The organism is Alphaproteobacteria bacterium (assembly GCA_040905865.1).
Taxonomy (GTDB): domain Bacteria; phylum Pseudomonadota; class Alphaproteobacteria; order UBA8366.
The window spans coordinates 52995-74776 of sequence record JBBDQU010000075.1 but is presented as its reverse complement, the minus strand read 5'-3'; the positions used below and the strand labels follow the sequence as shown (position 1 = coordinate 74776).

Annotated in this window: 34 protein-coding genes; all 34 read left to right on the top strand. The window is 61.4% G+C overall.

Annotation, left to right across the window (positions count from 1 at the left end):
* Positions 1-113 precede the first annotated feature (113 nt).
* The 34 genes from rpsJ (at position 114) to WD767_17870 (ending at position 21767) form a co-directional block, all read left to right on the top strand.
* Complete coding sequence (gene rpsJ, locus WD767_18035; protein MEX2617992.1) at positions 114-422, top strand: 30S ribosomal protein S10; 309 nt, start codon at positions 114-116, stop codon at positions 420-422.
* A gap of 11 nt (positions 423-433) precedes the next feature.
* Positions 434-1201 (top strand): 50S ribosomal protein L3, encoded by a 768-nt coding sequence (gene rplC / locus WD767_18030; protein ID MEX2617991.1) that lies wholly within the window; start codon positions 434-436, stop codon positions 1199-1201.
* Between the two features lie 5 nt (positions 1202-1206).
* The gene (gene rplD, locus WD767_18025) at positions 1207-1827 is read left to right on the top strand and encodes a 50S ribosomal protein L4 (protein MEX2617990.1); all 621 of its coding nucleotides are present in this window, start codon (positions 1207-1209) and stop codon (positions 1825-1827) included.
* The gene (locus WD767_18020) at positions 1824-2162 is read left to right on the top strand and encodes a 50S ribosomal protein L23 (protein MEX2617989.1); all 339 of its coding nucleotides are present in this window, start codon (positions 1824-1826) and stop codon (positions 2160-2162) included. Before rplD ends, WD767_18020 begins: the two co-directional genes overlap by 4 nt.
* A 4-nt stretch (positions 2163-2166) precedes the next feature.
* On the top strand, positions 2167-3003 hold the full coding sequence (rplB, locus tag WD767_18015) for a 50S ribosomal protein L2 (GenBank protein MEX2617988.1): 837 nt from the start codon (positions 2167-2169) through the stop codon (positions 3001-3003).
* Positions 3004-3015: 12 nt separating this feature from the next.
* On the top strand, positions 3016-3294 hold the full coding sequence (gene rpsS / locus WD767_18010) for a 30S ribosomal protein S19 (protein ID MEX2617987.1): 279 nt from the start codon (positions 3016-3018) through the stop codon (positions 3292-3294).
* A 3-nt stretch (positions 3295-3297) separates the two neighbouring features.
* The gene (gene rplV, locus WD767_18005) at positions 3298-3678 is read left to right on the top strand and encodes a 50S ribosomal protein L22 (protein ID MEX2617986.1); all 381 of its coding nucleotides are present in this window, start codon (positions 3298-3300) and stop codon (positions 3676-3678) included.
* Positions 3678-4355 (top strand): 30S ribosomal protein S3, encoded by a 678-nt coding sequence (gene rpsC / locus WD767_18000; protein ID MEX2617985.1) that lies wholly within the window; start codon positions 3678-3680, stop codon positions 4353-4355. The genes rplV and rpsC overlap by 1 nt, the downstream gene beginning before the upstream one ends.
* 26 nt (positions 4356-4381) lie before the next feature.
* A complete protein-coding gene (gene rplP / locus WD767_17995; GenBank protein MEX2617984.1) occupies positions 4382-4792 on the top strand; it encodes a 50S ribosomal protein L16 in 411 nt (136 codons plus the stop codon).
* Positions 4793-4817: 25 nt separating this feature from the next.
* A complete protein-coding gene (gene rpmC / locus WD767_17990) occupies positions 4818-5012 on the top strand; it encodes a 50S ribosomal protein L29 (GenBank protein MEX2617983.1) in 195 nt (64 codons plus the stop codon).
* A gap of 13 nt (positions 5013-5025) precedes the next feature.
* Positions 5026-5280 (top strand): 30S ribosomal protein S17, encoded by a 255-nt coding sequence (gene rpsQ / locus WD767_17985; protein ID MEX2617982.1) that lies wholly within the window; start codon positions 5026-5028, stop codon positions 5278-5280.
* Positions 5281-5292: 12 nt separating this feature from the next.
* Positions 5293-5661, top strand: coding sequence for a 50S ribosomal protein L14 (gene rplN, locus WD767_17980; protein ID MEX2617981.1), 369 nt, complete (start codon positions 5293-5295; stop codon positions 5659-5661).
* Between the two features lie 36 nt (positions 5662-5697).
* Positions 5698-6015 carry a 50S ribosomal protein L24 gene (rplX, locus tag WD767_17975; protein MEX2617980.1) on the top strand — a complete coding sequence of 106 codons (318 nt, stop codon included), beginning with the start codon at positions 5698-5700 and terminating at the stop codon, positions 6013-6015.
* Between the two features lie 17 nt (positions 6016-6032).
* Positions 6033-6593, top strand: a complete 561-nt coding sequence (gene rplE, locus WD767_17970) for a 50S ribosomal protein L5 (protein MEX2617979.1) — start codon at positions 6033-6035, stop codon at positions 6591-6593.
* Positions 6594-6618: 25 nt separating this feature from the next.
* A complete protein-coding gene (rpsN, locus tag WD767_17965; protein MEX2617978.1) occupies positions 6619-6924 on the top strand; it encodes a 30S ribosomal protein S14 in 306 nt (101 codons plus the stop codon).
* Between the two features lie 13 nt (positions 6925-6937).
* Positions 6938-7336: a 30S ribosomal protein S8 gene (gene rpsH / locus WD767_17960; protein MEX2617977.1), complete on the top strand. Its 399-nt coding sequence runs from the start codon at positions 6938-6940 to the stop codon at positions 7334-7336.
* Positions 7337-7347: 11 nt separating this feature from the next.
* Positions 7348-7887 (top strand): 50S ribosomal protein L6, encoded by a 540-nt coding sequence (gene rplF, locus WD767_17955; protein ID MEX2617976.1) that lies wholly within the window; start codon positions 7348-7350, stop codon positions 7885-7887.
* A gap of 11 nt (positions 7888-7898) precedes the next feature.
* Positions 7899-8261 (top strand): 50S ribosomal protein L18, encoded by a 363-nt coding sequence (gene rplR, locus WD767_17950; GenBank protein MEX2617975.1) that lies wholly within the window; start codon positions 7899-7901, stop codon positions 8259-8261.
* A 16-nt stretch (positions 8262-8277) separates the two neighbouring features.
* Positions 8278-8874 carry a 30S ribosomal protein S5 gene (rpsE, locus tag WD767_17945; GenBank protein ID MEX2617974.1) on the top strand — a complete coding sequence of 199 codons (597 nt, stop codon included), beginning with the start codon at positions 8278-8280 and terminating at the stop codon, positions 8872-8874.
* Positions 8867-9064, top strand: coding sequence for a 50S ribosomal protein L30 (gene rpmD, locus WD767_17940; GenBank protein ID MEX2617973.1), 198 nt, complete (start codon positions 8867-8869; stop codon positions 9062-9064). Before rpsE ends, rpmD begins: the two co-directional genes overlap by 8 nt.
* A 26-nt stretch (positions 9065-9090) precedes the next feature.
* Positions 9091-9582, top strand: a complete 492-nt coding sequence (gene rplO, locus WD767_17935; protein MEX2617972.1) for a 50S ribosomal protein L15 — start codon at positions 9091-9093, stop codon at positions 9580-9582.
* Positions 9583-9606: 24 nt separating this feature from the next.
* A complete protein-coding gene (secY, locus tag WD767_17930; GenBank protein ID MEX2617971.1) occupies positions 9607-10935 on the top strand; it encodes a preprotein translocase subunit SecY in 1329 nt (442 codons plus the stop codon).
* The gene (locus WD767_17925; protein ID MEX2617970.1) at positions 10935-11588 is read left to right on the top strand and encodes an adenylate kinase; all 654 of its coding nucleotides are present in this window, start codon (positions 10935-10937) and stop codon (positions 11586-11588) included. Before secY ends, WD767_17925 begins: the two co-directional genes overlap by 1 nt.
* A gap of 117 nt (positions 11589-11705) precedes the next feature.
* The gene (gene rpsM, locus WD767_17920; GenBank protein ID MEX2617969.1) at positions 11706-12077 is read left to right on the top strand and encodes a 30S ribosomal protein S13; all 372 of its coding nucleotides are present in this window, start codon (positions 11706-11708) and stop codon (positions 12075-12077) included.
* An 18-nt stretch (positions 12078-12095) separates the two neighbouring features.
* Positions 12096-12488 (top strand): 30S ribosomal protein S11, encoded by a 393-nt coding sequence (gene rpsK / locus WD767_17915; protein MEX2617968.1) that lies wholly within the window; start codon positions 12096-12098, stop codon positions 12486-12488.
* A 115-nt stretch (positions 12489-12603) separates the two neighbouring features.
* Positions 12604-13620 carry a DNA-directed RNA polymerase subunit alpha gene (locus WD767_17910; protein MEX2617967.1) on the top strand — a complete coding sequence of 339 codons (1017 nt, stop codon included), beginning with the start codon at positions 12604-12606 and terminating at the stop codon, positions 13618-13620.
* Between the two features lie 55 nt (positions 13621-13675).
* Positions 13676-14095 (top strand): 50S ribosomal protein L17, encoded by a 420-nt coding sequence (gene rplQ, locus WD767_17905; GenBank protein ID MEX2617966.1) that lies wholly within the window; start codon positions 13676-13678, stop codon positions 14093-14095.
* 139 nt (positions 14096-14234) lie between these two features.
* Positions 14235-15623, top strand: a complete 1389-nt coding sequence (locus WD767_17900; protein MEX2617965.1) for a Do family serine endopeptidase — start codon at positions 14235-14237, stop codon at positions 15621-15623.
* On the top strand, positions 15623-16942 hold the full coding sequence (locus tag WD767_17895; protein ID MEX2617964.1) for a replication-associated recombination protein A: 1320 nt from the start codon (positions 15623-15625) through the stop codon (positions 16940-16942). Before WD767_17900 ends, WD767_17895 begins: the two co-directional genes overlap by 1 nt.
* Complete coding sequence (gene crcB / locus WD767_17890) at positions 16939-17319, top strand: fluoride efflux transporter CrcB (GenBank protein MEX2617963.1); 381 nt, start codon at positions 16939-16941, stop codon at positions 17317-17319. The genes WD767_17895 and crcB overlap by 4 nt, the downstream gene beginning before the upstream one ends.
* Positions 17316-18311, top strand: a complete 996-nt coding sequence (locus tag WD767_17885; protein MEX2617962.1) for an RluA family pseudouridine synthase — start codon at positions 17316-17318, stop codon at positions 18309-18311. Before crcB ends, WD767_17885 begins: the two co-directional genes overlap by 4 nt.
* Positions 18308-18997 carry an HAD-IA family hydrolase gene (locus WD767_17880; protein ID MEX2617961.1) on the top strand — a complete coding sequence of 230 codons (690 nt, stop codon included), beginning with the start codon at positions 18308-18310 and terminating at the stop codon, positions 18995-18997. The genes WD767_17885 and WD767_17880 overlap by 4 nt, the downstream gene beginning before the upstream one ends.
* The gene (locus WD767_17875; GenBank protein MEX2617960.1) at positions 18994-21057 is read left to right on the top strand and encodes an AsmA family protein; all 2064 of its coding nucleotides are present in this window, start codon (positions 18994-18996) and stop codon (positions 21055-21057) included. Before WD767_17880 ends, WD767_17875 begins: the two co-directional genes overlap by 4 nt.
* 11 nt (positions 21058-21068) lie before the next feature.
* Positions 21069-21767, top strand: a complete 699-nt coding sequence (locus tag WD767_17870) for an ATP12 family protein (GenBank protein ID MEX2617959.1) — start codon at positions 21069-21071, stop codon at positions 21765-21767.
* Positions 21768-21782 lie beyond the last annotated feature (15 nt).

Here is a 21782-nt window from a genome sequence, read left to right as displayed (position 1 = left end):
CCGCGAAGGCGGCCGTACCGTCGGCGCCGGCGTCGTTGCCTCTGTTTTAGAGTAACAGTTAACTGATCGGCGTCCCTCCGAAGGGCGCCGTTTTCATTGGTCGAGGGGTTGGCATGGATAGCCAGAATATAAGAATACGCCTGAAGGCATACGATCATCGCGTGCTCGATCAGTCGACAGGAGAGATCGTCCAGACGGCGAAACGTACCGGGGCGCAGGTCCGCGGCCCGATTCCGCTGCCGACCCGGATCGAAAAATACACGGTGCTGCGGGGTCCGCACGTCGACAAGAAAAGCCGCGAGCAGTTCGAGATCCGGACGCATAAGCGGGTCCTCGATATCGTTGATCCGACGCCGCAGACAGTCGATGCGCTGATGAAGCTCGACCTTGCCGCCGGCGTCGACGTCGAAATCAAGATTTAGGGAAAACAGTGATGCGTTCGGGCTTAATCGCACAGAAAATGGGCATGACGCGGGTCTTCAAGGACTCCGGTGAGCATGTCCCGGTGACCGTGCTGCGTGTCGATAACTGTCAGGTTGTCGACGTACGGCGCATGGACCGTGACGGCTATACCGCGCTGCAGCTTGGTGCGGGCACGGCAAAGGTGAAGCGGGTGTCCAGGCCGATGCGGGGCCATTACGGCGCGGCAAACGTGGAGCCGAAGCGCCGTCTCGAGGAATTCCGGGTCAGCGAGGACGCGGTGCTCGAAGTTGGGGCCGAAGTCATCGCCTCCCACTTCCTGCCCGGCCAGTATGTGGATATTACCGGCCGTTCGATCGGCAAGGGCTTTGCCGGCGCCATGAAGCGGCACAATTTCGGCGGTCTGCGGGCCAGTCACGGCGTTTCGGTCTCGCACCGTTCGCATGGCTCGACCGGGCAGTGCCAGGATCCGGGCCGTGTGTTCAAGGGCAAGAAGATGGCCGGCCATATGGGCGATACTCGGGTTACGATCCAGAATCTGGAAGTCGTCTCCACTGATGCGGACCGTGGGCTGATCCTGATCCGCGGCGCTGTTCCCGGCGCGAAGTCCGGCTGGGTCCGGATCCGGGACGCGGTCAAGAGAGCGGCCCCGGATGATCTGCCGTTTCCGGCCGCGCTGCGCGAGGCCGCCGGCAACGTGACCGAAGAACCGGCAGCAGCCGTCGAAGCGCCCGTGGAGAATGCGACGCCGGACGCTCCTGAAGCCGAGCAGAAGGATTGATGGCGATGAAAAGCAAGGTCATCACACTCGACAGCGCCGACGCCGGCGAAATCGAATTGTCGGACGCGGTTTTCGGCGTGCCGGTGCGAAAGGATATCCTGTCGCGGATGGTGAACTACCAGCTCGCGAAGCGCCGTAGCGGCACCGCCAAAACCAAGCAGCGCGGCGAAATCGCCGGGACCACGGCGAAGCCGTTTCGACAGAAAGGCACCGGCCGGGCCCGCCAGGGTTCGCGCAAGGCGCCGCAGATGCGGGGCGGCGGCACGGTATTCGGACCGCAGCCGCGCGATTTCAGCCACAAGCTGACGAAGAAGGTCCGGGCCCTGGCGATGCGCACCGCATTGTCGGCGAAGCAGGCGGAAGGCAATCTCGTGATCCTCAAGGATATTTCCATGAAGGATCCGAAGACGAAGGCGCTGGCCGAACTGATCGGCAAGCTCGGCTGGCAGAGCGCGCTTGTCGTCGGGGGCGCCTCCATCGACGAGGGATTTGCCCGTGCGGCGTCGAATATTCCGAATTTCGACGTTTTGCCGACGCAGGGCGCCAATGTGTACGACATTTTGCGGCGCGACCGGCTGATCCTGACAACGGATGCGGTTACGGCGCTGGAGGAGCGGTTGAAATGAGTTGGCGGTATTTCAACAAGACCAGGCTGAGCCCGGAGCGGATGTACGATATCATCAGCAACCCGGTGATCACGGAAAAGGCGACTCTCATCACGGACGCCTCGCCTGAAGGCTATACGCAGGTGACGTTCCAGGTGCCGGTCGACGTGACCAAGCCGGAAATCCGGCAGGCCGTCGAAGGCCTGTTCGATGTCAAGGTCGTTTCGGTCAACACACTTCTGCGCAAGGGCAAGACGCGGCGTTTCCGTGGCCGTCTCGGGCGCCTGAAGGACACCAAGAGGGCCGTCGTGACGCTCGACAAGGGTCAGTCGATCGACGTGACGACGGGGTTATAGGATCATGGCACTCAAGACATTCAAACCCGTTACGCCGTCAAGCCGGAACCTGGTTCTGGTCGACCGTTCGGGCCTGTATAAGGGATCGCCGGTCAAGAAGCTGACCGAAGGGCTCACCGGCAGTGGCGGCCGCAACAATAACGGCCGCATCACCGCGCGCCGCCGTGGCGGCGGTCACAAGCGCGCCTATCGTCTGGTGGACTTCAAGCGGCAGAAATTCGATGTGGCGGCAACCGTAGAGCGGCTCGAATACGATCCGAACCGGACCGCGTTTATCGCCCTTATTACCTATGCGGATGGAGAGCAGAGCTATATCCTGGCGCCGCAGCGTCTCGCGGTCGGCGATTCCGTTATCGCCGCGGCGCGCGCGGATATCAAGCCGGGTAACGCGATGCCGCTGAACGCCATTCCGGTCGGCACGATCGTCCATAACATTGAAATGAAGGCAGGCAAGGGCGGCCAGATCGCCCGCGCGGGCGGCACTTACGCCCAGATTGTCGGCCGCGATTCAGGTTATGCGCAGATGAAGCTGACCTCGGGCGAACTGCGGATGGTTCGCGGCGAATGCATGGCGACGATTGGCGCGGTGTCGAACCCCGACCAGTCGAATACCAAGATCGGCAAGGCCGGCCGCAAGCGGTGGCTCGGCAAACGGCCCGCCGTACGCGGCGTCGCGATGAACCCGGTCGATCATCCTCATGGCGGCGGTGAAGGGCGCACCTCAGGCGGTCGTCATCCCGTTACCCCCTGGGGCAAACCGACCAAAGGCAAGCGGACACGCAAGCGGAAGAGCGAGTCGAACAGGCTCATCATCCGCAGCCGTCACGCTAGAAAGAAATAGAGGAGAGACGCGGTGTCCCGTTCTGTCTGGAAAGGTCCGTTTGTCGACCGCTACCTGCTCAAGAAAGCAGAGGTTGCGCGTGCTTCGGGTCGTAACGATGTCATCAAGATCTGGTCGCGGCGTTCGACCATCCTGCCGCAATTCGTGGGCCTGACGTTCGGTGTCTACAACGGTCAGAAATTCGTGCCGGTGCTGATTACCGAAGATATGATCGGTCACAAGTTCGGCGAATTTTCCCCGACCCGGACATTCTACGGCCATGCCTCCGACAAGCGTTCGAGGAGAGCCTAGATCATGGGCAAGCCAAAACACGAAAGAGTCCTCGACGAGACCGAGGCCAAGGCCTTTTCGAAGACAATCCGGATCAGCCCGCAGAAGCTGAACCTGGTCGCGCAGAGCATTCGCGGCAAAACGGCGGGCGCCGCGCTGGCGACCCTGGCGTTTTCCCGGCGGCGCATTGCCGGCGAGGTCCGCAAGGTCCTGCAGTCGGCAATCGCCAACGCTGAAAACAATCATCAGCTCGATGTCGACCGGCTGTATGTCAAGGAAGCGACGGTTGGCAAGACGATGGTGATGAAGCGATTCCGGGCACGTGCCCGGGGGCGTGGCGCGAGCATCCGCAAGCCGTTCAGCAGTATTACCGTTATCGTCCGTGAGCGTGAGGAAATTGAGTAATGGGTCATAAAGTCAATCCGATCGGCTTCCGCCTTGGGATCAACCGGACCTGGGATTCGCGCTGGTACGCGGATGCCAACTACGCGGATATGCTTCACAAGGATCTCAAGATTCGCGAGATGCTGTTCGACAAACTGTATCAGGCGGGTGTGACGAAGGTTCTGATCGAGCGGCCGGCAAAGCATGCCAGGATCACCATTCACACGGCCCGTCCGGGTGTGGTGATCGGCAAGAAGGGCGCCGATATCGAAAAGCTGCGGCAGGATGTCTCGAAGATGACCGGCAGCGATGTGCATCTGAACATCGTCGAGATCCGCAAGCCGGAAATCGAAGCCAAGCTGATTGCGGAAAATATCGGCCAGCAGCTGGTGCGCCGCGTCGCGTTCCGGCGGGCGATGAAGCGGGCGGTTCAATCCGCGATGCGGCTGGGCGCCGGGGGGATCCGGATCAATTGCGCCGGCCGGCTGGGCGGTGCGGAAATCGCACGGACCGAATGGTATCGTGAAGGCCGGGTGCCGCTGCATACGCTTCGCGCGGATATCGATTACGGAACGGCGCGCGCCGAGACGTCATACGGTACCTGTGGAATCAAGGTGTGGGTCTTCAAGGGGGAAATCCTGGCCCACGACCCGATGGCGCAGGATAAACGCTCGCAGGAACAACAGGTTGGCCGCTAGGCCAGCTTTGCTGAGGTAGGTTAGATATGCTGCAACCAAAACGCACGAAATTCCGCAAACAGCGGAAGGGCCGCCTTCGTGGCATGGCAAAGGGCGGGACCGACCTGACTTTCGGGACGTTCGGCATGAAGGCGGTGACGCCGGGCCGGATCACGGCACGCCAGATCGAAGCGGCACGTCGCGCGATTACCCGGGCAATGAAGCGTGCGGGCAAGGTCTGGATCCGTATTTTTCCGGATGTGCCGGTTACGGGCAAGCCGGCCGAAGTCCGTATGGGCAAGGGCAAGGGTTCGCCGGAATACTGGATGTGCCGGGTGAAGCCGGGCAGGATCATGTTCGAACTGGATGGTGTCGAGGAAGCGGTCGCCCGTGAGGCCTTTGACCTGGCCAACGCGAAGCTGCCGATTCAGACCCGCTTTATCCAGCGGACACATTAGGTTCGGATCGAGGGAAGAATAGACGATGAAGGTCGAAGATCTGCGTCAGAAGACGGTGGACGAGCTGAACCAGCAAGTCCTCGATCTCAAGAAGGAAGCGTTCAACCTCCGTTTTCGGCGGGCGAGCGGGCAGCTTGAGAACACATCGATGGTACGCCAGGTGCGGCGCGATATCGCGCGGATCAAGACGATCCTGCACGAACGCCGCGCGTCGGCCTGAAGGAGAAGTAGGAATGCCCAGGCGAGTTTTGCAAGGGAAAGTGGTTTCCGACGCACCGGACAAGACCGTCGTGGTCCTGGTCGAACGCCGCGTCATGCATCCGCTTTACAAGAAGTTCGTGCGGAAGTCGAAGAAGTACCACGCGCACGACGAAAGAAATGCGTTCAAGGTCGGCGACCTGGTGCGTATCCGGGAATGCCGCCCGATCTCGAAGTTGAAGAACTGGGAAGTGGTGGCTGAGGCCGACGCTTCCACGGTTTCAGCGTAAGGAGCCCGCGATATGATTCAAATGCAGTCGAATCTTGACGTTGCGGACAATTCGGGCGCGCGCCGTGTGCAATGCATCAAGGTTCTGGGCGGTTCAAAACGGCGGACAGCCGGTGTCGGCGATATTATCGTGGTTTCGGTGAAGGAAGCCATTCCGCGCGGCCGGGTGAAGAAGGGTGATATCCACAAGGCGGTTATCGTCCGGACGGCGAAGGAAATTCGCCGGGAGGACGGAACGTCCATCCGGTTTGACCGGAATGCGGCAGTGCTCATAAATCCGCAGGGTGAACCGATCGGGACACGTATTTTCGGACCGGTAACGCGCGAGTTGCGTGCCCGGCAGTTTATGAAAATCATTTCGCTGGCGCCGGAAGTCATTTAGGGCGCATGGCGAAACATACGGAATTAGAGGGCGGTTATGGCGGCCAAATATAAAAAAGGCGATACGGTCATAGTGTTGACGGGTCGCGACAAGGGCAAGAAGGGCGAAATCATGCGCGTCCTGCCCGAAAAGTCGCGGGCTTATGTGCAGGGCGTCAATGTCGTGAAACGGCATACGAAGCCGACACAGACCGCAGCGGGCGGGATCGTGGAGAAGGAAGCTTCGATCCACATGTCAAATCTCGCCCATATCGATCCGAAGACGGATGAGCCGACTCGGATCGGGTTCAAATTCATGGAAGACAAGACCAAGGTGCGGTACGCGAAGCGCTCTGGCGAAATTATTGACCGCTAACTGGAGGCGGTGACGGTATGAACGACACGGCAAACTATATCCCACGATTGAAAAAGCTGTATGACGACGAGATCAGCAAGTCTCTTCGCGAACAGTTCGGATACACCAACGTGATGCGTATTCCGCGACTGGAGAAGATCGTCGTCAATATGGGCGTCGGTGAGGCGGCCAGCGATTCCAAAAAAATCAATGGCGCCGTCGCGGACATGATGCGCATTACCGGGCAGAAGCCGGTGGTGACCAAGGCGAAGATTTCCATCGCGGTGTTCAAGCTGCGCGAGGGGATGTCGGTTGGCTGCAAGGTGACGCTGCGGCGCGCGCGAATGTATGAATTTCTCGATCGCCTGGTGAATGTGGCGTTGCCGCGGGTCCGGGACTTCCGGGGATTGTCGGACCGAAGTTTCGACGGCGCGGGCAATTATGCCATGGGCCTGAAGGAACAGATCATTTTCCCGGAAATCGAATACGACCAGGTCGATGCGATCCGCGGGATGGATATTGCGATGTGCACAACGGCTGAAACCGATGCGGAGGCGCTCGCGCTTCTCAAGGGTTTCAACATGCCGTTCACGAGATAAGCGGAAATCCGGAGAGAATTGCGATATGGCGAAGAAAAGCGCAGTTGAAAAGAACAATAAGCGTGCAGCGCTGGTAAAGCGCTATGCGGCCAAGCGGGCGCGGTTGCGCGCGATTGCCAATGATCAGGCCCTGCCGCAGGAGGAACGTTTTGCGGCGCGGTTGAAGCTGACGGAAATGCCGCGCGATACGTCGCCGGTGCGTCTGCGCAACAGGTGCCTTCTTTCAGGCCGGCCACGCAGTGTGTACCGGAAGTTCAAACTATCCCGCATTGCGCTCCGGGACCTTGCGTCCGTGGGGATGATCCCCGGCATGGTAAAGTCGAGCTGGTAGGAGAAGACTCAGTATGACTATGACCGATCCACTGGGTGATATGCTCACCCGGATTCGCAACGGACAGAGAGTCGGAAAGTCGACCGTAATCTGCCCGGCATCACAGCAGCGCGCCAATCTGCTCGACGCGCTACAGCGCGAAGGGTATATCCGCGGCTTCAGCTGGAGCGAAGTTGACAAGGGCATCAAGGAAATCACCATCGAGCTGAAATACAGTAATGGTGACCCTGTAATCCGGGAGATTTCCCGGGTATCCAAGCCCGGCCGGCGCGTCTATTCCAAGATCAAGGATCTTGCGCGCGAATATAACGGCCTGGGCATATCGATCCTGTCGACGCCGCGGGGTGTGTTGTCCGATGCGGAAGCACGCGAAGCCAATGTCGGCGGCGAAGTGCTCTGCAAGGTATTCTAGGAGAACGAACGATGTCTCGCGTTGGTCAGAGTCCCATTACGATCCCCAGTGGCGTGGAAATCAATATTTCCGGCGACGTCCTGACTGCCAAAGGCAAGCTCGGCGAACAGACGGTCGCGCTTGGGGATGCGGTGAATGTGACGGTTGAAGAGAATGAAGTCCGCGTCAAGCAGGTCGAGGACAGCAAGTTCGGCCGTTCGATGTGGGGCACCACGCGCAGCTTGGTGCAGAACGCGGTAACCGGCGTTTCCGAGGGCTTTACGCGGCGTCTGGTGATTAACGGCGTTGGCTACCGTGCGGCGGTACAGGGTACGACCCTGAACCTGCAACTCGGCTACAGCCACGACATCAATTATCCGATGCCGGAAGGTATCAAGGTGGCGCTGGAAGGCGACCGTGGCGGCGTCATTGCCATCAGCGGCGCAAGCAAACAGCGTGTCGGCCAGGTGGCTAGTGAAATCCGGGCGTTCCGGAAGCCCGAGCCCTATAAGGGAAAAGGCGTCCGTTACGATGACGAATATGTCGTCCGCAAGGAAGGCAAGAAGAAGTAAGGGTTACGGCGATGTTGAATTCACGACAGCTATTTGAGCGACGCAAGAGGCGCAACCGGTACAAACTGCGCAAGCTGGGCAAGGGACGCCCCCGCCTGTCGGTCTTTCGGTCGGGCCGGCATATCTACGCCCAGTTGATCGATGATCTCGGCGGCAGGACGCTTGCCGCTGCATCGTCGCTGGAAAAGGCGATGATGGAGAAACTGAAATCCGGCGCGGATACGGATGCCGCGGCGGAAGTCGGTCGGCTGATCGCTGCCCGCGCCAAGGAAGCGGGTGTCGACGCGGTTATCTTCGATCGCGGCGGTTACCGTTATCATGGCCGGGTGAAAGCGCTGGCCGAAGCCGCCCGGGAAACCGGACTGAATTTTTAGGTAAAAGGGCGAAGCGATGGCTCAGAATGCAAGAAATCCCCGCGAGCAGCGCGGTCGTGGTCGGCGTCGTGAAAACGCGCCGCGCGAAGAATCCGAGATCCAGGAAAAACTGGTTCACATCAATCGTGTCGCCAAGGTTGTCAAGGGCGGGCGCCGGTTCGGCTTTGCCGCGCTTGTGATCGTCGGCGACGGAAAGGGCCGGGTCGGCCACGGTTCGGGGAAGGCGCGTGAAGTGCCGGAAGCGATCCGCAAGGCGACGGAAAGCGCGAAGCGCACCCTGCGCCGGATTCCGCTGCGCGAAGGGCGCACGCTGCATCACGATGTGTCCGGCAATTTCGGCGCGGGCCATGTTGTCCTGCGCACGGCGCCGGCGGGGACGGGGATCATCGCCGGTGGACCGATGCGCGCCGTATTTGAAATGCTGGGCATTTCCGATGTCGTGGCGAAGTCCATTGGCACGTCCAATCCGCATAACATGGTCAAGGCGACATTCGCCGCGCTGGAACATTGTGCGTCGCCCCGTCAGATTGCCGCAAAGCGCGGCAAGAAGGTTGGCGATATTGTCGGCCGCCGCGGCGCCGGCGAGGAAGTCCGGGAGGGTATCGATGGCTGATCAGAAGAAAACAACGGTTAAGGTTACGCAGGTCGCCAGCCCGATCCGTCGCCGCGCCGATCAGCGGGCAACCCTGGTCGGCCTTGGCCTGAACAAGATGCACAAGACGCGTGAACTGGAGGATACCCCTTCGGTTCGCGGCATGATCGACAAGATCAAGCATCTGGTTCGTGTTGAAGAAGCCGGTTGATCCTTTTCCAGTTGGGGAAAACAGTTATGAAACTCAATGAACTCGCGGATAACGCAGGCGCGCGGAAGAACCGCAAGCGGGTCGGCCGCGGCACAGGTTCCGGCACCGGCAAGACAGCCGGCCGGGGCGTGAAGGGCCAGAAGTCGCGCAGCGGCGTCGCCATCAAGGGATTTGAAGGCGGCCAGATGCCGATATACCGGCGCGTGCCGAAGCGGGGCTTCACCAATATCTTCCGCCGGAAACACGTGGAAGTCACCACCGGACGGCTGCAACTTGCAATCGACAGCGGCAAGGTGGACCCGGCGACGGAAATCACGGCCGCATCTCTGGTCGAAGCCGGCGTGCTGCGCCGGGCGAAGGACGGTATCCGGTTACTTGTAAACGGCGATCTCAATACCAAGGTAACCATAACTGTGGCCGGCGCTTCCAAGGGCGCGGTCGCCATGGTTGAAAAAAGCGGCGGTGCGGTGACGATTGACAATCCGAAGTCCGCGTCAAAAGACGCAGCGGACGCGTAACAGGGTCAGCGGGACGTTTACGGAATGGCATCGGCAGCCGAACAGTTAGCATCGACCTTCAACTTCGGCGCATTCGCGAAAGCGACCGAGTTGAAGAAGCGCCTGTGGTTTACCCTGGGCGCGTTGATCATCTATCGGCTCGGCACCTATATTCCTCTTCCCGGTATCGATTCTGCTGCTCTGGCGGAAACCTTCAATCAGCATCGCGGCGGCATGCTGGACATGTTCAACATGTTCTCCGGCGGCGCCCTCGAACGGATGACGATATTCGCGCTGAATATCATGCCGTATATTTCCTCGGCGATCATCATGCAGCTGATGACGGCGGTATCACCAAAGCTGGAAGCGCTGAAGAAGGAAGGCGAGGCCGGCCGCAAGAAGATCAACCAGTATACCCGCTACGGTACCGTGCTGCTGGCGACGGTGCAGGGGTTCGGCATCGCGTCGGGGCTGGAGGCCGCGTCGGGAGTGGTTACCAATCCGGGTTATTTCTTTCAGGCGACGACGGTCATCAGCCTCGTTGGCGGCACGATCTTTCTGATGTGGCTGGGTGAACAGATCACGCAACGCGGCGTGGGCAACGGCATTTCGCTGATCATTTTCTCCGGCATCGTTGCGAACCTGCCGGTAGCCCTGGTGGGTACGCTCGAACTGGGGCGGACCGGCGCGCTGTCGACGGTCCTGATCCTGTTCCTGCTGGTCATGTCCGTTGCGGTTATCGCCTTTATCGTGTTCATGGAACGCGCCCAGCGGCGCCTGATCGTCCAGTATCCGAAGCGTCAGATGGGCAACAAGATGTTCGGCGGCGAGTCGTCGCATCTGCCGTTGAAACTGAATACTGCGGGCGTCATTCCACCGATTTTCGCCAGTTCCATCCTGTTCATGCCGGCGACGATCGCCGGGTTCAGCGGCGGTCAGGGAGCGGAATGGCTGAACACGCTGGTCACCTGGCTCAGCCCGGGCCAGCCGCTATATCTGCTCATCTATGTGGCAATGATCGTGTTTTTCGCGTTCTTCTACACCGCGATCGTGTTCAATCCTGTCGATACGGCGGACAACCTGAAGAAGTACGGCGGCTTCATTCCCGGTATCCGTCCCGGCAAGAACACCTCCGATTACCTGGATTTCGTTCTGACGCGATTGACATTTGTCGGCGCCGCCTATCTGTCGCTGGTCTGCATCCTGCCGGAAGTACTGCGTTCGCAATATGCCGTGCCGTTTTATTTCGGCGGCACCAGCCTGCTGATCGTGGTTTCGGTTACGATGGATACGGTCGCACAGATCCATTCGCATATGCTGGCGCATCAGTATGAAGGCCTGATCAAGAAGTCCAAGTTGCGGGGGCGTCGGTAGTGATCCTGATCCTGATTGGACCGCCCGGCGCCGGCAAGGGAACGCAGGCGCGGGTGATAGAGAATGCTTTCGGCATTGTGCAGTTATCGACTGGCGCCCTGTTGCGCGCCGCGATTGAATCGGGTAGCGAACTCGGACGCACGGCCAAGAAAGTGGTCGAAAACGGCGAATTGATGCCGGACGACGTGATGGTTTCGATTGTTTCGGACCGGGTCGACGAACCCGATTGCAAAAACGGCTTCATTCTCGATGGATTTCCCCGGACCGTCGCACAGGCTGAAGCGCTGGACGAAATGCTGACCGGCAAGGGATTAAAGCTGGACCGCGTGGTCGAGATTGCCATAGAAGACGATCTGCTTGTCGATCGCCTGACCGGCCGTTTCGAATGCGCCAAATGCGGCGAAGGGTATAACGACAAGTTCAAGACAACGGCGGTGGACGGTGTGTGCGACAAGTGCGGCAGTACCGAATTCATCCGTCGCGCCGACGATACCGAGGAAAAGATCAGGACGAGGCTGGCGATCTATCACGAACAGACCCGGCCCATACTGCCCTATTACAGGGAACGTGGCATATTAGAGAGCGTTGATGGGGCGAAAGACCCCGATGACGTAACGCAGCAACTGAAAGGGATTCTCGCATCGGCAGCATGATTGACAGTTCATCGCTTTGAAATATAATCGCCCGCCTTCAATTCGGGTGTGCTATATGGCGATGGTTGCCGGTCACAGGTCGATGAGGCAGTCTCTTGTAACGAAGGAGTATGGAGCGTGGCGCGCATTTCAGGCGTGAACATTCCGACGCAGAAACCGGTCGGCATTGCGCTGACGTATATCCATGGTATCGGTCGTACCAGGGCGGTTGATATCTGTGCGAAATGCAGTATCCCGGCGGAACGGCGGGTGCAGGAACTGACCGACCAGGAAGTGATGAGCATTCGCGAAGTGATCGATGCCGATCATATCGTGGAAGGCGATCTGCGTCGCGAAAAGGCTATGAACATCAAACGGTTGATGGATCTTGGCTGTTATAAGGGCCTGCGGCACCGCAAGGGGTTGCCGGTGCATGGGCAGCGGACGCATACCAATGCGCGGACCCGCAAGGGACCGGCGCGGGCGATCGCGGGCAAGAAAAAAGCGTAATTATAGGGACGATATCCGATGGCCAAGGCCGCAACAACGCGCATACGGCGCGCTGAACGAAAGAATATTACGTCGGGCGTGGCGCATGTGAACGCGACGTACAACAATACGATGGTGACGATAACCGACGTTCAGGGTAACGCGATTTCGTGGTCTTCGGCGGGCAGCCAGGGTTTCAAGGGCAGCCGCAAGTCGACGCCGTACGCGGCGCAGATGGCCTCTGAAGAAGCCGCGCGCAAGGCCCAGGAACACGGGATGAAGACGCTGGAAGTTTTCGTCAAGGGTCCGGGGTCAGGCCGTGAATCGGCGTTGCGCGCCCTTTCGACATCCGGCTTCACGATCACGTCGATCAAGGATGTTACGCCAATTCCGCATAATGGCTGTCGTCCGCCAAAACGGCGACGCGTATAGCGGTTTCGCTCGCGGGGGCCGACTGTATGTCCGGCCGCCGGCTGATAATTTGAATGTGGTATGTCCGTCGTCCGGGTTGTGACGGCGGCATACGTCAAGACGAAAGGTCGCATCCGTGATTCAGAAGAATTGGCAAGCGCTGATCAAGCCGAACAAGCTGAACGTCGAAGCCAGTGCCGATGACAGTCGCATCGCGACAGTTGTCGCCGAGCCGCTTGAGCGTGGCTTCGGGCTGACGCTCGGCAATGCGCTACGGCGGGTTCTGTTGTCATCGCTGCATGGGGCAGCGGTGACGTCGATTCAGATCGACGGTGTCCTGCATGAATTCTCGTCGATTGCCGGCGTTCGCGAGGATGTGACGGATATTGTCCTGAACATCAAGGTCCTGGCCCTGCGGATGCATGGCGAAGGGCCGAAGCGGATCCGTCTGGTCGCGGAAGGCCCGGGCGAAATCACCGCTGGAAAGATCGAAACCGGCCATGATATCGAGGTGATGAACCCCGATCTCGTGATCTGTACGCTCGACGAAGGCGCGCGGATTTCCATGGAAATGGTCGTCGAGTCCGGCGTCGGATATGTCCCGGCGTCCCAGAACCGTCCGGAGGACGCGCCGATTGGCCTGATTCCCATCGACTCCGTGTTCAGTCCGGTCCGCAAGGTGTCCTACAAGGTGGAGAACACCCGCGTCGGACAGGCGACGGATTATGACAAGCTCGCCATGGATATCGAAACCAATGGTGCGGTGACCCCGGACGACGCCGTCGCCTACGCGGCGCGCATCCTGCAGGATCAGTTGCAGCTGTTCATCAATTTCGAGGAGCCGGAAAACCGTGCCGCCGAAGAAGCCGCCTCGGAACTGCCGTTCAACCGGAACCTGCTGCGCAAGGTCGACGAACTGGAGCTTTCGGTCCGGTCGGCGAACTGCCTGAAGAACGATAACATCGTTTATATCGGCGATCTGGTTCAGAAGACCGAATCGGAAATGCTGCGCACACCGAATTTCGGCCGGAAATCGCTGAACGAGATCAAGGAAGTGCTGACCCAGATGGGGCTGCATCTCGGTATGGAAATCCCGAGCTGGCCGCCGGAAAACATCGAGGATTTGTTGCGGCGGCTCGAAGAACCCTACTGATCGGGGAATACGGGTCCGGCGCATAACAACGAAATGAATAAACAGGAGTAATGTCATGCGGCATGGCATGAGCGGACGCAAACTGAACCGCACGAGTTCACACAGGAAGGCGATGTTCGCCAATATGGCGGTCGCGCTGCTGAAGCACGAGCAGATCAAGACAACGCTGCCGAAGGCGAAGGAACTGGGCCCGATTGTCGAGCGTCTGATTACGATGGGCAAGCGCAACACGCTGCATTCGCGGCGCCGGGTACGCTCGATCCTGCAGGACGCCGCGACGACAGCCAAGCTGTTCGAAACGCTGGCGCCCCGGTACGAGGAACGCCACGGCGGGTATACGCGGGTCCTGAAGGCCGGCTTCCGCTACGGCGATGCCGCGCCCATGGCCGTCATTGAACTGGTGGAACGCGACAAGGACGCCAAGGGGCAGGATTCCGGACCGCCGCCGGAATCGTTCGAGGACGACGAGGAATAGCCACCGCTTGCGTATCGGTGCGGTGTTCGGGGCGGCTGTCATAGCCGCCCTTTTCGTTTATCGGTCCGGCCTTTGCAAACGGTCCCGGAGCGTTTACATAGCCATTATGCAACACGCGAACTGGGGATATTTGCGGGGGTTGGTCGCCGTACTTCTGGTGTCCTGTACGGTATCCGCCGCCGTGGTCGCGCAGACGGTACCTGTCAGCCGCGAGCAGATCCGGCTGAGCTATGCCCCCCTTGTCAAACAGGCGGCCCCGGCGGTCGTGAACATCTTCGCGACCCGGCAGGTTCAGCAGAGTCGTGGGCCGACGCTTTTTGACGACCCGCTGTTCAATCGGCTCTTCGGCGATTTTCCCTTCGGCGGATTCACCCGCGAACGGATCGAAAACTCCCTAGGATCCGGCGTCATCGTCGATGCCGGCGGGCTGATCGTCACCAACAACCACGTCATCGACAAGGCCCAGGAAATCAAGGTCGTCCTGTCGGACCGGCGGGAATTCGACGCCAGGATTGTACTGGCGGACACACGGACGGATATCGCCATCCTGGAGGTCGAAGCCGAGGGGCTGAATCTTCCCTATCTGGCGCTTGGTGATTCGGACTCGCTGGAAGTCGGCGACCTGGTCGTCGCGATCGGCAATCCCTTCGGGATCGGTCAGACCGTGACCAGCGGCATTGTGTCGGCGCTTGCCCGCACCTCCATCGGCATCAGCGATTTTCGATCATTCATCCAGACCGATGCGGCGATCAATCCGGGCAATTCCGGCGGCGCGCTGGTCGCAATGGATGGCAGGCTCGTCGGCGTGAATACGGCGATCTTCTCCAAGACGGGCGGATCCCTTGGTCTGGGTTTCGCCGTGCCCAGCAACATGGTGCGCAGCGTCCTTGAAAGCGCCGTATCCGGCAAGCCGCTGATCCGGCCGTGGCTCAGCTTTACCGGCAAGCCGGTAACGCCTGAAATTGCGTCGGCGCTGGGGCTGGACAGGCCCGTGGGCGTCCTGGTGGAGCGAATCCACCAGAATGGTCCGGCGGAGAACGCGGGCGTGAAGGTCGGCGACGTCGTTGTGGCGGTCGGCGATCACGAAGTGGACGATGTCCAGGCGCTGCGGTTCCGCATCGCGACACGGCCAATCGGGGATTCGGTCGATCTGCGTGTCGTGCGGCGGGGAACCCCGCGAACCATCCGTTTCAGTCTGGTGGCGCCGCCGGAAGATCCGCCCCGGAACCTGACATTGCTACGGGGGCGCAACCCGTTCGCCGGTGCGACCGTCGGTAACCTGTCGCCGGCGCTCGGCGCGGAACTGGGCGCGGAGGACCTTGTTGAAGGGGTGGTGCTGCTGGGTATCCAGCGTGGCTCGACTGCTGAGCGGCTGGGCCTGCGCCCTCAGGATATCATTCGTGAGGTCAATGGCAGGCGGATCGACCGTGTCATGGATATCGAAAGCATCGTGGCGCAGCCGCAGGAACGGTGGCGCGTCGTCCTGACCCGCGGAGACCGGACCTTGCAGTTCGAGGTCGCAGGGTAGTGGCGCGGCCGTCTCCCGGCCTGTTCGAGCAGGAGGCGCCGCGCCCGCTGGCCGACAGGCTGCGCCCGGCCGCGCTCGATACGGTCGTCGGGCAGGACCACCTGCTGGGGCCGGAGGGGGCGATCCGGCGTATGGTGGAAGGGGGGCGGCTGGCCTCCATCATCCTCTGGGGGCCGCCGGGGACCGGCAAGACCACCATCGCGCGGTTGCTGGCCGCGCATACGGACCTGGAATATGAATCGCTTTCCGCCGTTTTTTCAGGTGTCGCAGACCTGCGGAAGGTATTCGAGCGCGCCCGGGAACGCCGCGCCATGGGGAAGGGGACGCTGCTCTTCATCGATGAAATCCACCGCTTCAACAGGGCGCAGCAGGATGGCTTTCTGCCCTATGTCGAGGATGGAACGATCATTCTGGTCGGCGCCACGACCGAAAACCCCAGCTTCGAGCTGAATGCCGCCCTGCTGTCGCGCGCCCAGGTCTTCGTGCTGAACCGCCTCGGTGTCGAGGCGCTGGAAATCCTGCTGGTCCGGGCCGAAACGGATACCGGCAAGACATTGCCGCTCGATCCCGATGCGCGGATGGCGCTGAAGGCCATGGCCGATGGCGACGGCCGGTTCCTGCTGAACCTGGCGGAGGAACTCTTCGTCATGGATATCGCCGCGCCGCTCGATTCGGCGGGGCTGGCGGCGACGGTTCAGCGCCGCGCCCCTGTCTACGACAAAAGCCAGGAAGGCCACTACAACCTGATCAGCGCGCTGCACAAATCCCTGCGGGGCTCGGATTGCGATGCCGCGCTCTACTGGCTGGCGCGTATGCTCGACGGTGGCGAGGACCCGCGTTTCATCGCACGGCGGCTGCTGCGCTTCGCGTACGAGGATGTTGGCCTGGCCGACCCGCAGGCGGCGGTGCAGGCGCTGACCGGCTGGGAAACCTATGAACGGATCGGCTCGCCGGAAGGGGAATTGGCGCTGGCCCAGGTCGTTATCTTTCTGGCGACGGCGCCAAAGTCGAATGCTGCCTACAAGGCATATGGCGCGGCCCGGCGCGCGGCGAAGGAAACCGGATCGCTGATGCCGCCGATGCATATCCTGAATGCGCCGACGAAGCTTATGCAGGAACTTGGCTATGGCAGTGACTACGCCTATGACCATGATGCGCCGGATGGATTTTCGGGACAGAATTACTTTCCCGACGGCATGCCGCGGAAACAGCTGTATTGCCCGGTCGAGCGCGGTTTTGAACGGGACCTGACGAAGCGGCTGGATTACTGGTCCCGGCTGCGGTCGAAACGGGCGAACGGGGAGGGCGACGACGTATGAAAATGATTCTCGCGATTGCCATGGGCGGCGCCGTCGGCGCCGTTGCGCGGCATTTCGTGGCCGCGCAGGTCACGCACTGGATGGGGGCGGGTTTTCCCTGGGGCATCCTCACAGTGAATATACTGGGTTCCTTCCTGTTGGGGGTGCTGATAGAGACCATGGCGCTGGTCTGGTCGCCGACCCAGGAAATGCGCGCTTTCCTGATCGTCGGCTGTCTTGGCGCGTTTACGACCTTCTCCGCCTTTGCCATGGATATCGTGTTGCTGGATGAACGCGGGCAGGTTCTCGGCAACGCTATCTATATCGGCTCGTCGGTCGGGCTGTCGGTCCTGGCGCTGATCGGCGGGCTGCACCTGATGCGGGTCATCCTCGCGTGAGTTCCGTTGAGATTCGCGAAGTCGGTCCGGAAGATGACGATGTGCGGCTGGACCACTGGTTCAAGCGCCATTTTCCGATGATCGGCTACGGCCGGCTGCAAAAGCTGCTGCGGACCGGTCAGGTTCGGGTCGAGGGGCGCCGGGCCAAACCGGGGCTGCGCCTTGCGACGGGGCAATCGGTCCGGGTGCCGCCGCTGGACACCGGGCCGGATTCCGCCGCTCCGCGCCCGCCGCGCCGGGCGCTGGAACTGAGTGACAGGGATGCGGAATTCGCGCGGTCCCTGGTGATCTTCCGCGACGACGATGTGCTGGCGATCAACAAACCCGCGGGGCTGGCGGTGCAGGGGGGCACCGGCACGCTCCGGCATATCGACGGGATGCTGGATGCGCTGCAATTCGACGCCGCGGAGCGGCCGCGACTTGTGCACCGGCTCGACCGGGATACCAGCGGGGTGATGCTGCTGGCCCGTAACCGCAAGGCCGCGGCGGCGCTGGGCAAGAGCTTCCAGGGGCGGGACGCGCGCAAGATTTACTGGGCGCTCGTCATGGGCGTCCCGCGGCCGGAGCGCGGCAAGGTCGACCTTGCCATCGGCAAGACGCCGGGGCGGATGGGCGAACGTGTTTCACCCGATGCCGAAGACGCAAAGCGGGCGGTGACATTGTACCGGGTGCTCGAACGGTCGGCCAACCGCCTGTCCTGGGTGGCGTTCTGGCCGCAGACCGGGCGGACTCACCAGATTCGCGTCCACGCGACGGCAATGGGCCATCCGGTGCTGGGCGACGGGAAATACGGCGGAGCCGACGCTTTCCTGCCGACCGACGAGGTTGCCAGGCAGTTGCACCTGCATGCGCGTGAGATCCGACTGCAGCATCCGACGCGGCATGGCTTCATCCATGTCGCGGCCGATCTGCCGCCGCATATGCGGGATACCTGGACGATGTTCGATTTTTCGTCCGGTTTTCCCGGGGATCCTTTTGAGGAAATTGAATGACAATTGACGCGGCGACCATTCGTCTGGTCGTGTTCGACTGCGACGGCACCCTCGTGGACAGCCAGCATGCCATTGTCGAGGCGATGATCCAGGCATTCGCCGTCCACAGCCTGCCCCTGCCGGATGCGGAATCGGTACGGCGGGTTGTCGGGCTGGCGCTACCGGAGGCTGTCGCCCGGCTGATGCCGCCGGAAGCCCTGGAACGGCTCGATTCCGTCACGACAGCCTACAAGGACGCCTTTACCGGTATCCGCCAGCGCCCCGGTCACGAGGAGCCGCTTTATCCGGGAACGCGCGATGCCCTGAAATTTCTGCTTGAGAGCGGCGCGGTGCTTGGCGTGGCGACCGGCAAGTCGCGGCAGGGTCTGCATAGGGTACTGGAAGTGCACGGCTTGCGGGACAGTTTCATCACCCTGAAGACCGCGGATGACGGTCCCGGCAAACCAAACCCGCATATCCTGCTGGCTGCCATGGCGGAAACCGGCGCAACGCCGGAAACCACAGTGATGATCGGGGACACAACCTACGATATCGAAATGGCGGTTCGTGCCCGCGCCCTGTCAATTGGCGTGGCATGGGGGTATCATCCGAGCAACGAATTGACGGTGGCGGGGGCGCTGCACATCGCGAAGCAGTATGGGGACTTGCCTGCATTGATCGCGAATTTATGGGAGACAGGATCATGAAGCTGGGAACGATACTGAAAATGGTCGGCGTGCTGATCGTCGCCGTCGTCGTGGCGGGTGTCGCCATCCTGATGTCGATGGATTTTAATTCCTATAAGCCTGAAATCATCGCCGAAGCGAAGAAGGCTACAGGCCGCGACCTGAAGATCGAGGGCGATATCGGCCTCGCCGTCTCGCTGACTCCGTCACTGGAAGTCAATGGCGTCAGTTTTTCCAATGCGGCCTGGGGCTCCGAGCCGGATATGGCTAAGGTCGAGCGATTCGAAGCGCGGATCGCCATTCTGCCGTTGCTGTCCGGCACGATCGATATACAGCAGATCGTTCTGATCGGCGCCGATATCCTGATCGAAAAGAATGAACAGGGCGAATTCAACTTCGCCTTCGAACCGGAAGGCGGCGCCGCGCCGGCGGCATCCGACGCGGCATCGGCGGAAGCTTCGTCGGACGGTGGGGTGACAATCCCGGTCATTCGCGCCGTGACAGTCGAAAAGGCCCGGCTGATCTACAAGGATGCGGGCACAAAACAGACCATCACGATGGTCGTCGATGCGTTGACGCTCAAGGGCGATGGGCTGGACAGCCCGCTGGACGTCAATTTCGAGGGCTCCTATAACGACAACCCGATTGCCATGAATGGCACGGTGGGCGCTCCGGAGGCGATGATGGCGGCCGGAACGCCGTGGCCCGTGACGCTGGACATAACGGCGGGTGGGGCGACGATCGGCCTGAAGGGCGCGATTGCCGATGTCGCGGCGGGTCGCGGCCTGGATCTGGCGCTGAGCGTGAATGGCGAAAGCCTGGAGACCCTGTCGCCGCTGGCCGGCTCTCCGGTCCCGCCGCTCGGGCCTTATAGCGTCGAGGCCAAGATAACTGGCGATGCCGACAAGGCGATTACATTTTCGGGACTGGCCGTGAGGATCGGCGGCAGCGACCTTTCGGGCACGGCTACGGCGAACCTGACCGGCAATGTGCCGGCGATCGACGCGGACCTGAAGTCGACCCGGCTTGATGTCGCCGACTTCGTGAAGGCGGGCGGCCCGGCCGAATCCGGCGGGCAGGGTGCTGCGGCGCCCGCGACCGGCGGGGGCGCCGCGAACGATGGCCGGGTCTTCCCGGACGATCCGCTGCCACTCGACGGGCTGAAAGCGGTCAACGCCGACGTAAAAATGGCGATTGAGACGCTTGCTGCCGCGGTTCAGGTGACAAATGTCGCCGTGGCCCTGTCGCTCAAGGGCGGCGACCTGAATATTTCCTCGCTAAAGGGCGTAGTTGCCGACGGTGAACTGGACGGCAGTGTTAGGCTGAACGGCGCCCAGGCGACGCCGACGCTGGATACGGCGATGAAAATCACGCAGTTCGACGCGGGCAAGTTCCTCGCCGACCTGGAAATCACCGACCTGCTGGAAGGCAAGGTAAACGTTATTATCGACGTCAAGGGGCAGGGTGGCTCGGTACGCAGCCTCATGGCCGGTCTGAACGGCAAGACCCAGCTGGCGATGGGGGCCGGGCGGATGAAGAGCACCGCGCTGGATACCTATGTCGGCGGGCTCGGCAAGATCATGACGCAGATGTTCGCCGGCACGAAAAGCGAATACACGGTGGTCAATTGCGCGATCAGCCATTTCGATATCGTGAAGGGGCTGGCCACTAGCAAGGTGCTTGTCTTCGACACCGAATACGTTGCCATCGGCGGCGGGGGCACGGTCAACCTCGCCACCGAGGCGCTTTCCATCGATATCGATCCGCAGCCCAAATCGGCGACGGTGAACACGGCCGTGCCGGTCGAAATTCGCGGCACGCTGGCGAATCCGTCCTACGGCGTGAACAAGCTGGCGGCGGCGCGGAAGATCGGCGGGCTGGTCGGCGGCATCGCCTTTCCGCCGGCACTGCTTCTCGGTCTTGGCGAAATGGGTGCCGGTGAAACCAGCTCCTGTCTTGGCGGCGAGACGAAGCCGGCGGCGCAGCAGCCGGCACAGGACAGTGGCAATCCGGTCGGCGATGCGGTCAAGGGCGTCACGGACGGCGTCGGCGGCTCAATCAAGAAGCTGTTCGGCAACTAGAGCGGTCAGGGGTGAAGCGATTCTACACGGAGGCCGCCGTCCGGGAGACGTCGGCGGGGGCGTATTGCGTTGCGCTGGACGGGCGGGTCATGCGGACCCCCGGCCGGGAACTGCTCAGCCTGCCGAACCGCGCGCTGGCCGAGGCCATAGTCCGCGAATGGGCGGAACAGCCCGAGAAGATCGATCCGAAAGCGATGCCGATGACCCGGTTCGCGAATACGGCAATCGACCGGGTGCGTCCGCGGCGGGATACAGTGGTCGATGAAATAGCCGCCTATGGCGAGACCGACCTGCTGTGCTACCGCGCGGATGGTCCGGAATCGCTGGCGGCGCTGCAGGACGAGATATGGCAACCCCATCTGGACTGGGCGGCGGAACGCTATGGCGCCCGGATGCTGGTTACACGGCAGGTCCTGCATGTTGCGCAGCCGCCGGATTCGCTCTCGGTGTTGCGGGATGCGGTGGCGCAACGGAACGACTTCACCCTGTCGGCCCTGCATACGCTGACGGCGATCCTGGGGTCCGTGGTCCTGGCGCTGGCGGTGTCCGAAAGGCGGCTCGATGCGGCAGCCGCGGCGGCTGCCAGCCTTGTCGACGAACTCTGGCAGGCGGAAAAATGGGGACACGATCACGAAGCCGTATCCCGCCGGGACGCCGTTCAGGCCGAAATAGCCAGTGCTGCGCGCTTTCTGGCGGTTTCGGAGGCATAGCAGGCTTGCCGCGAC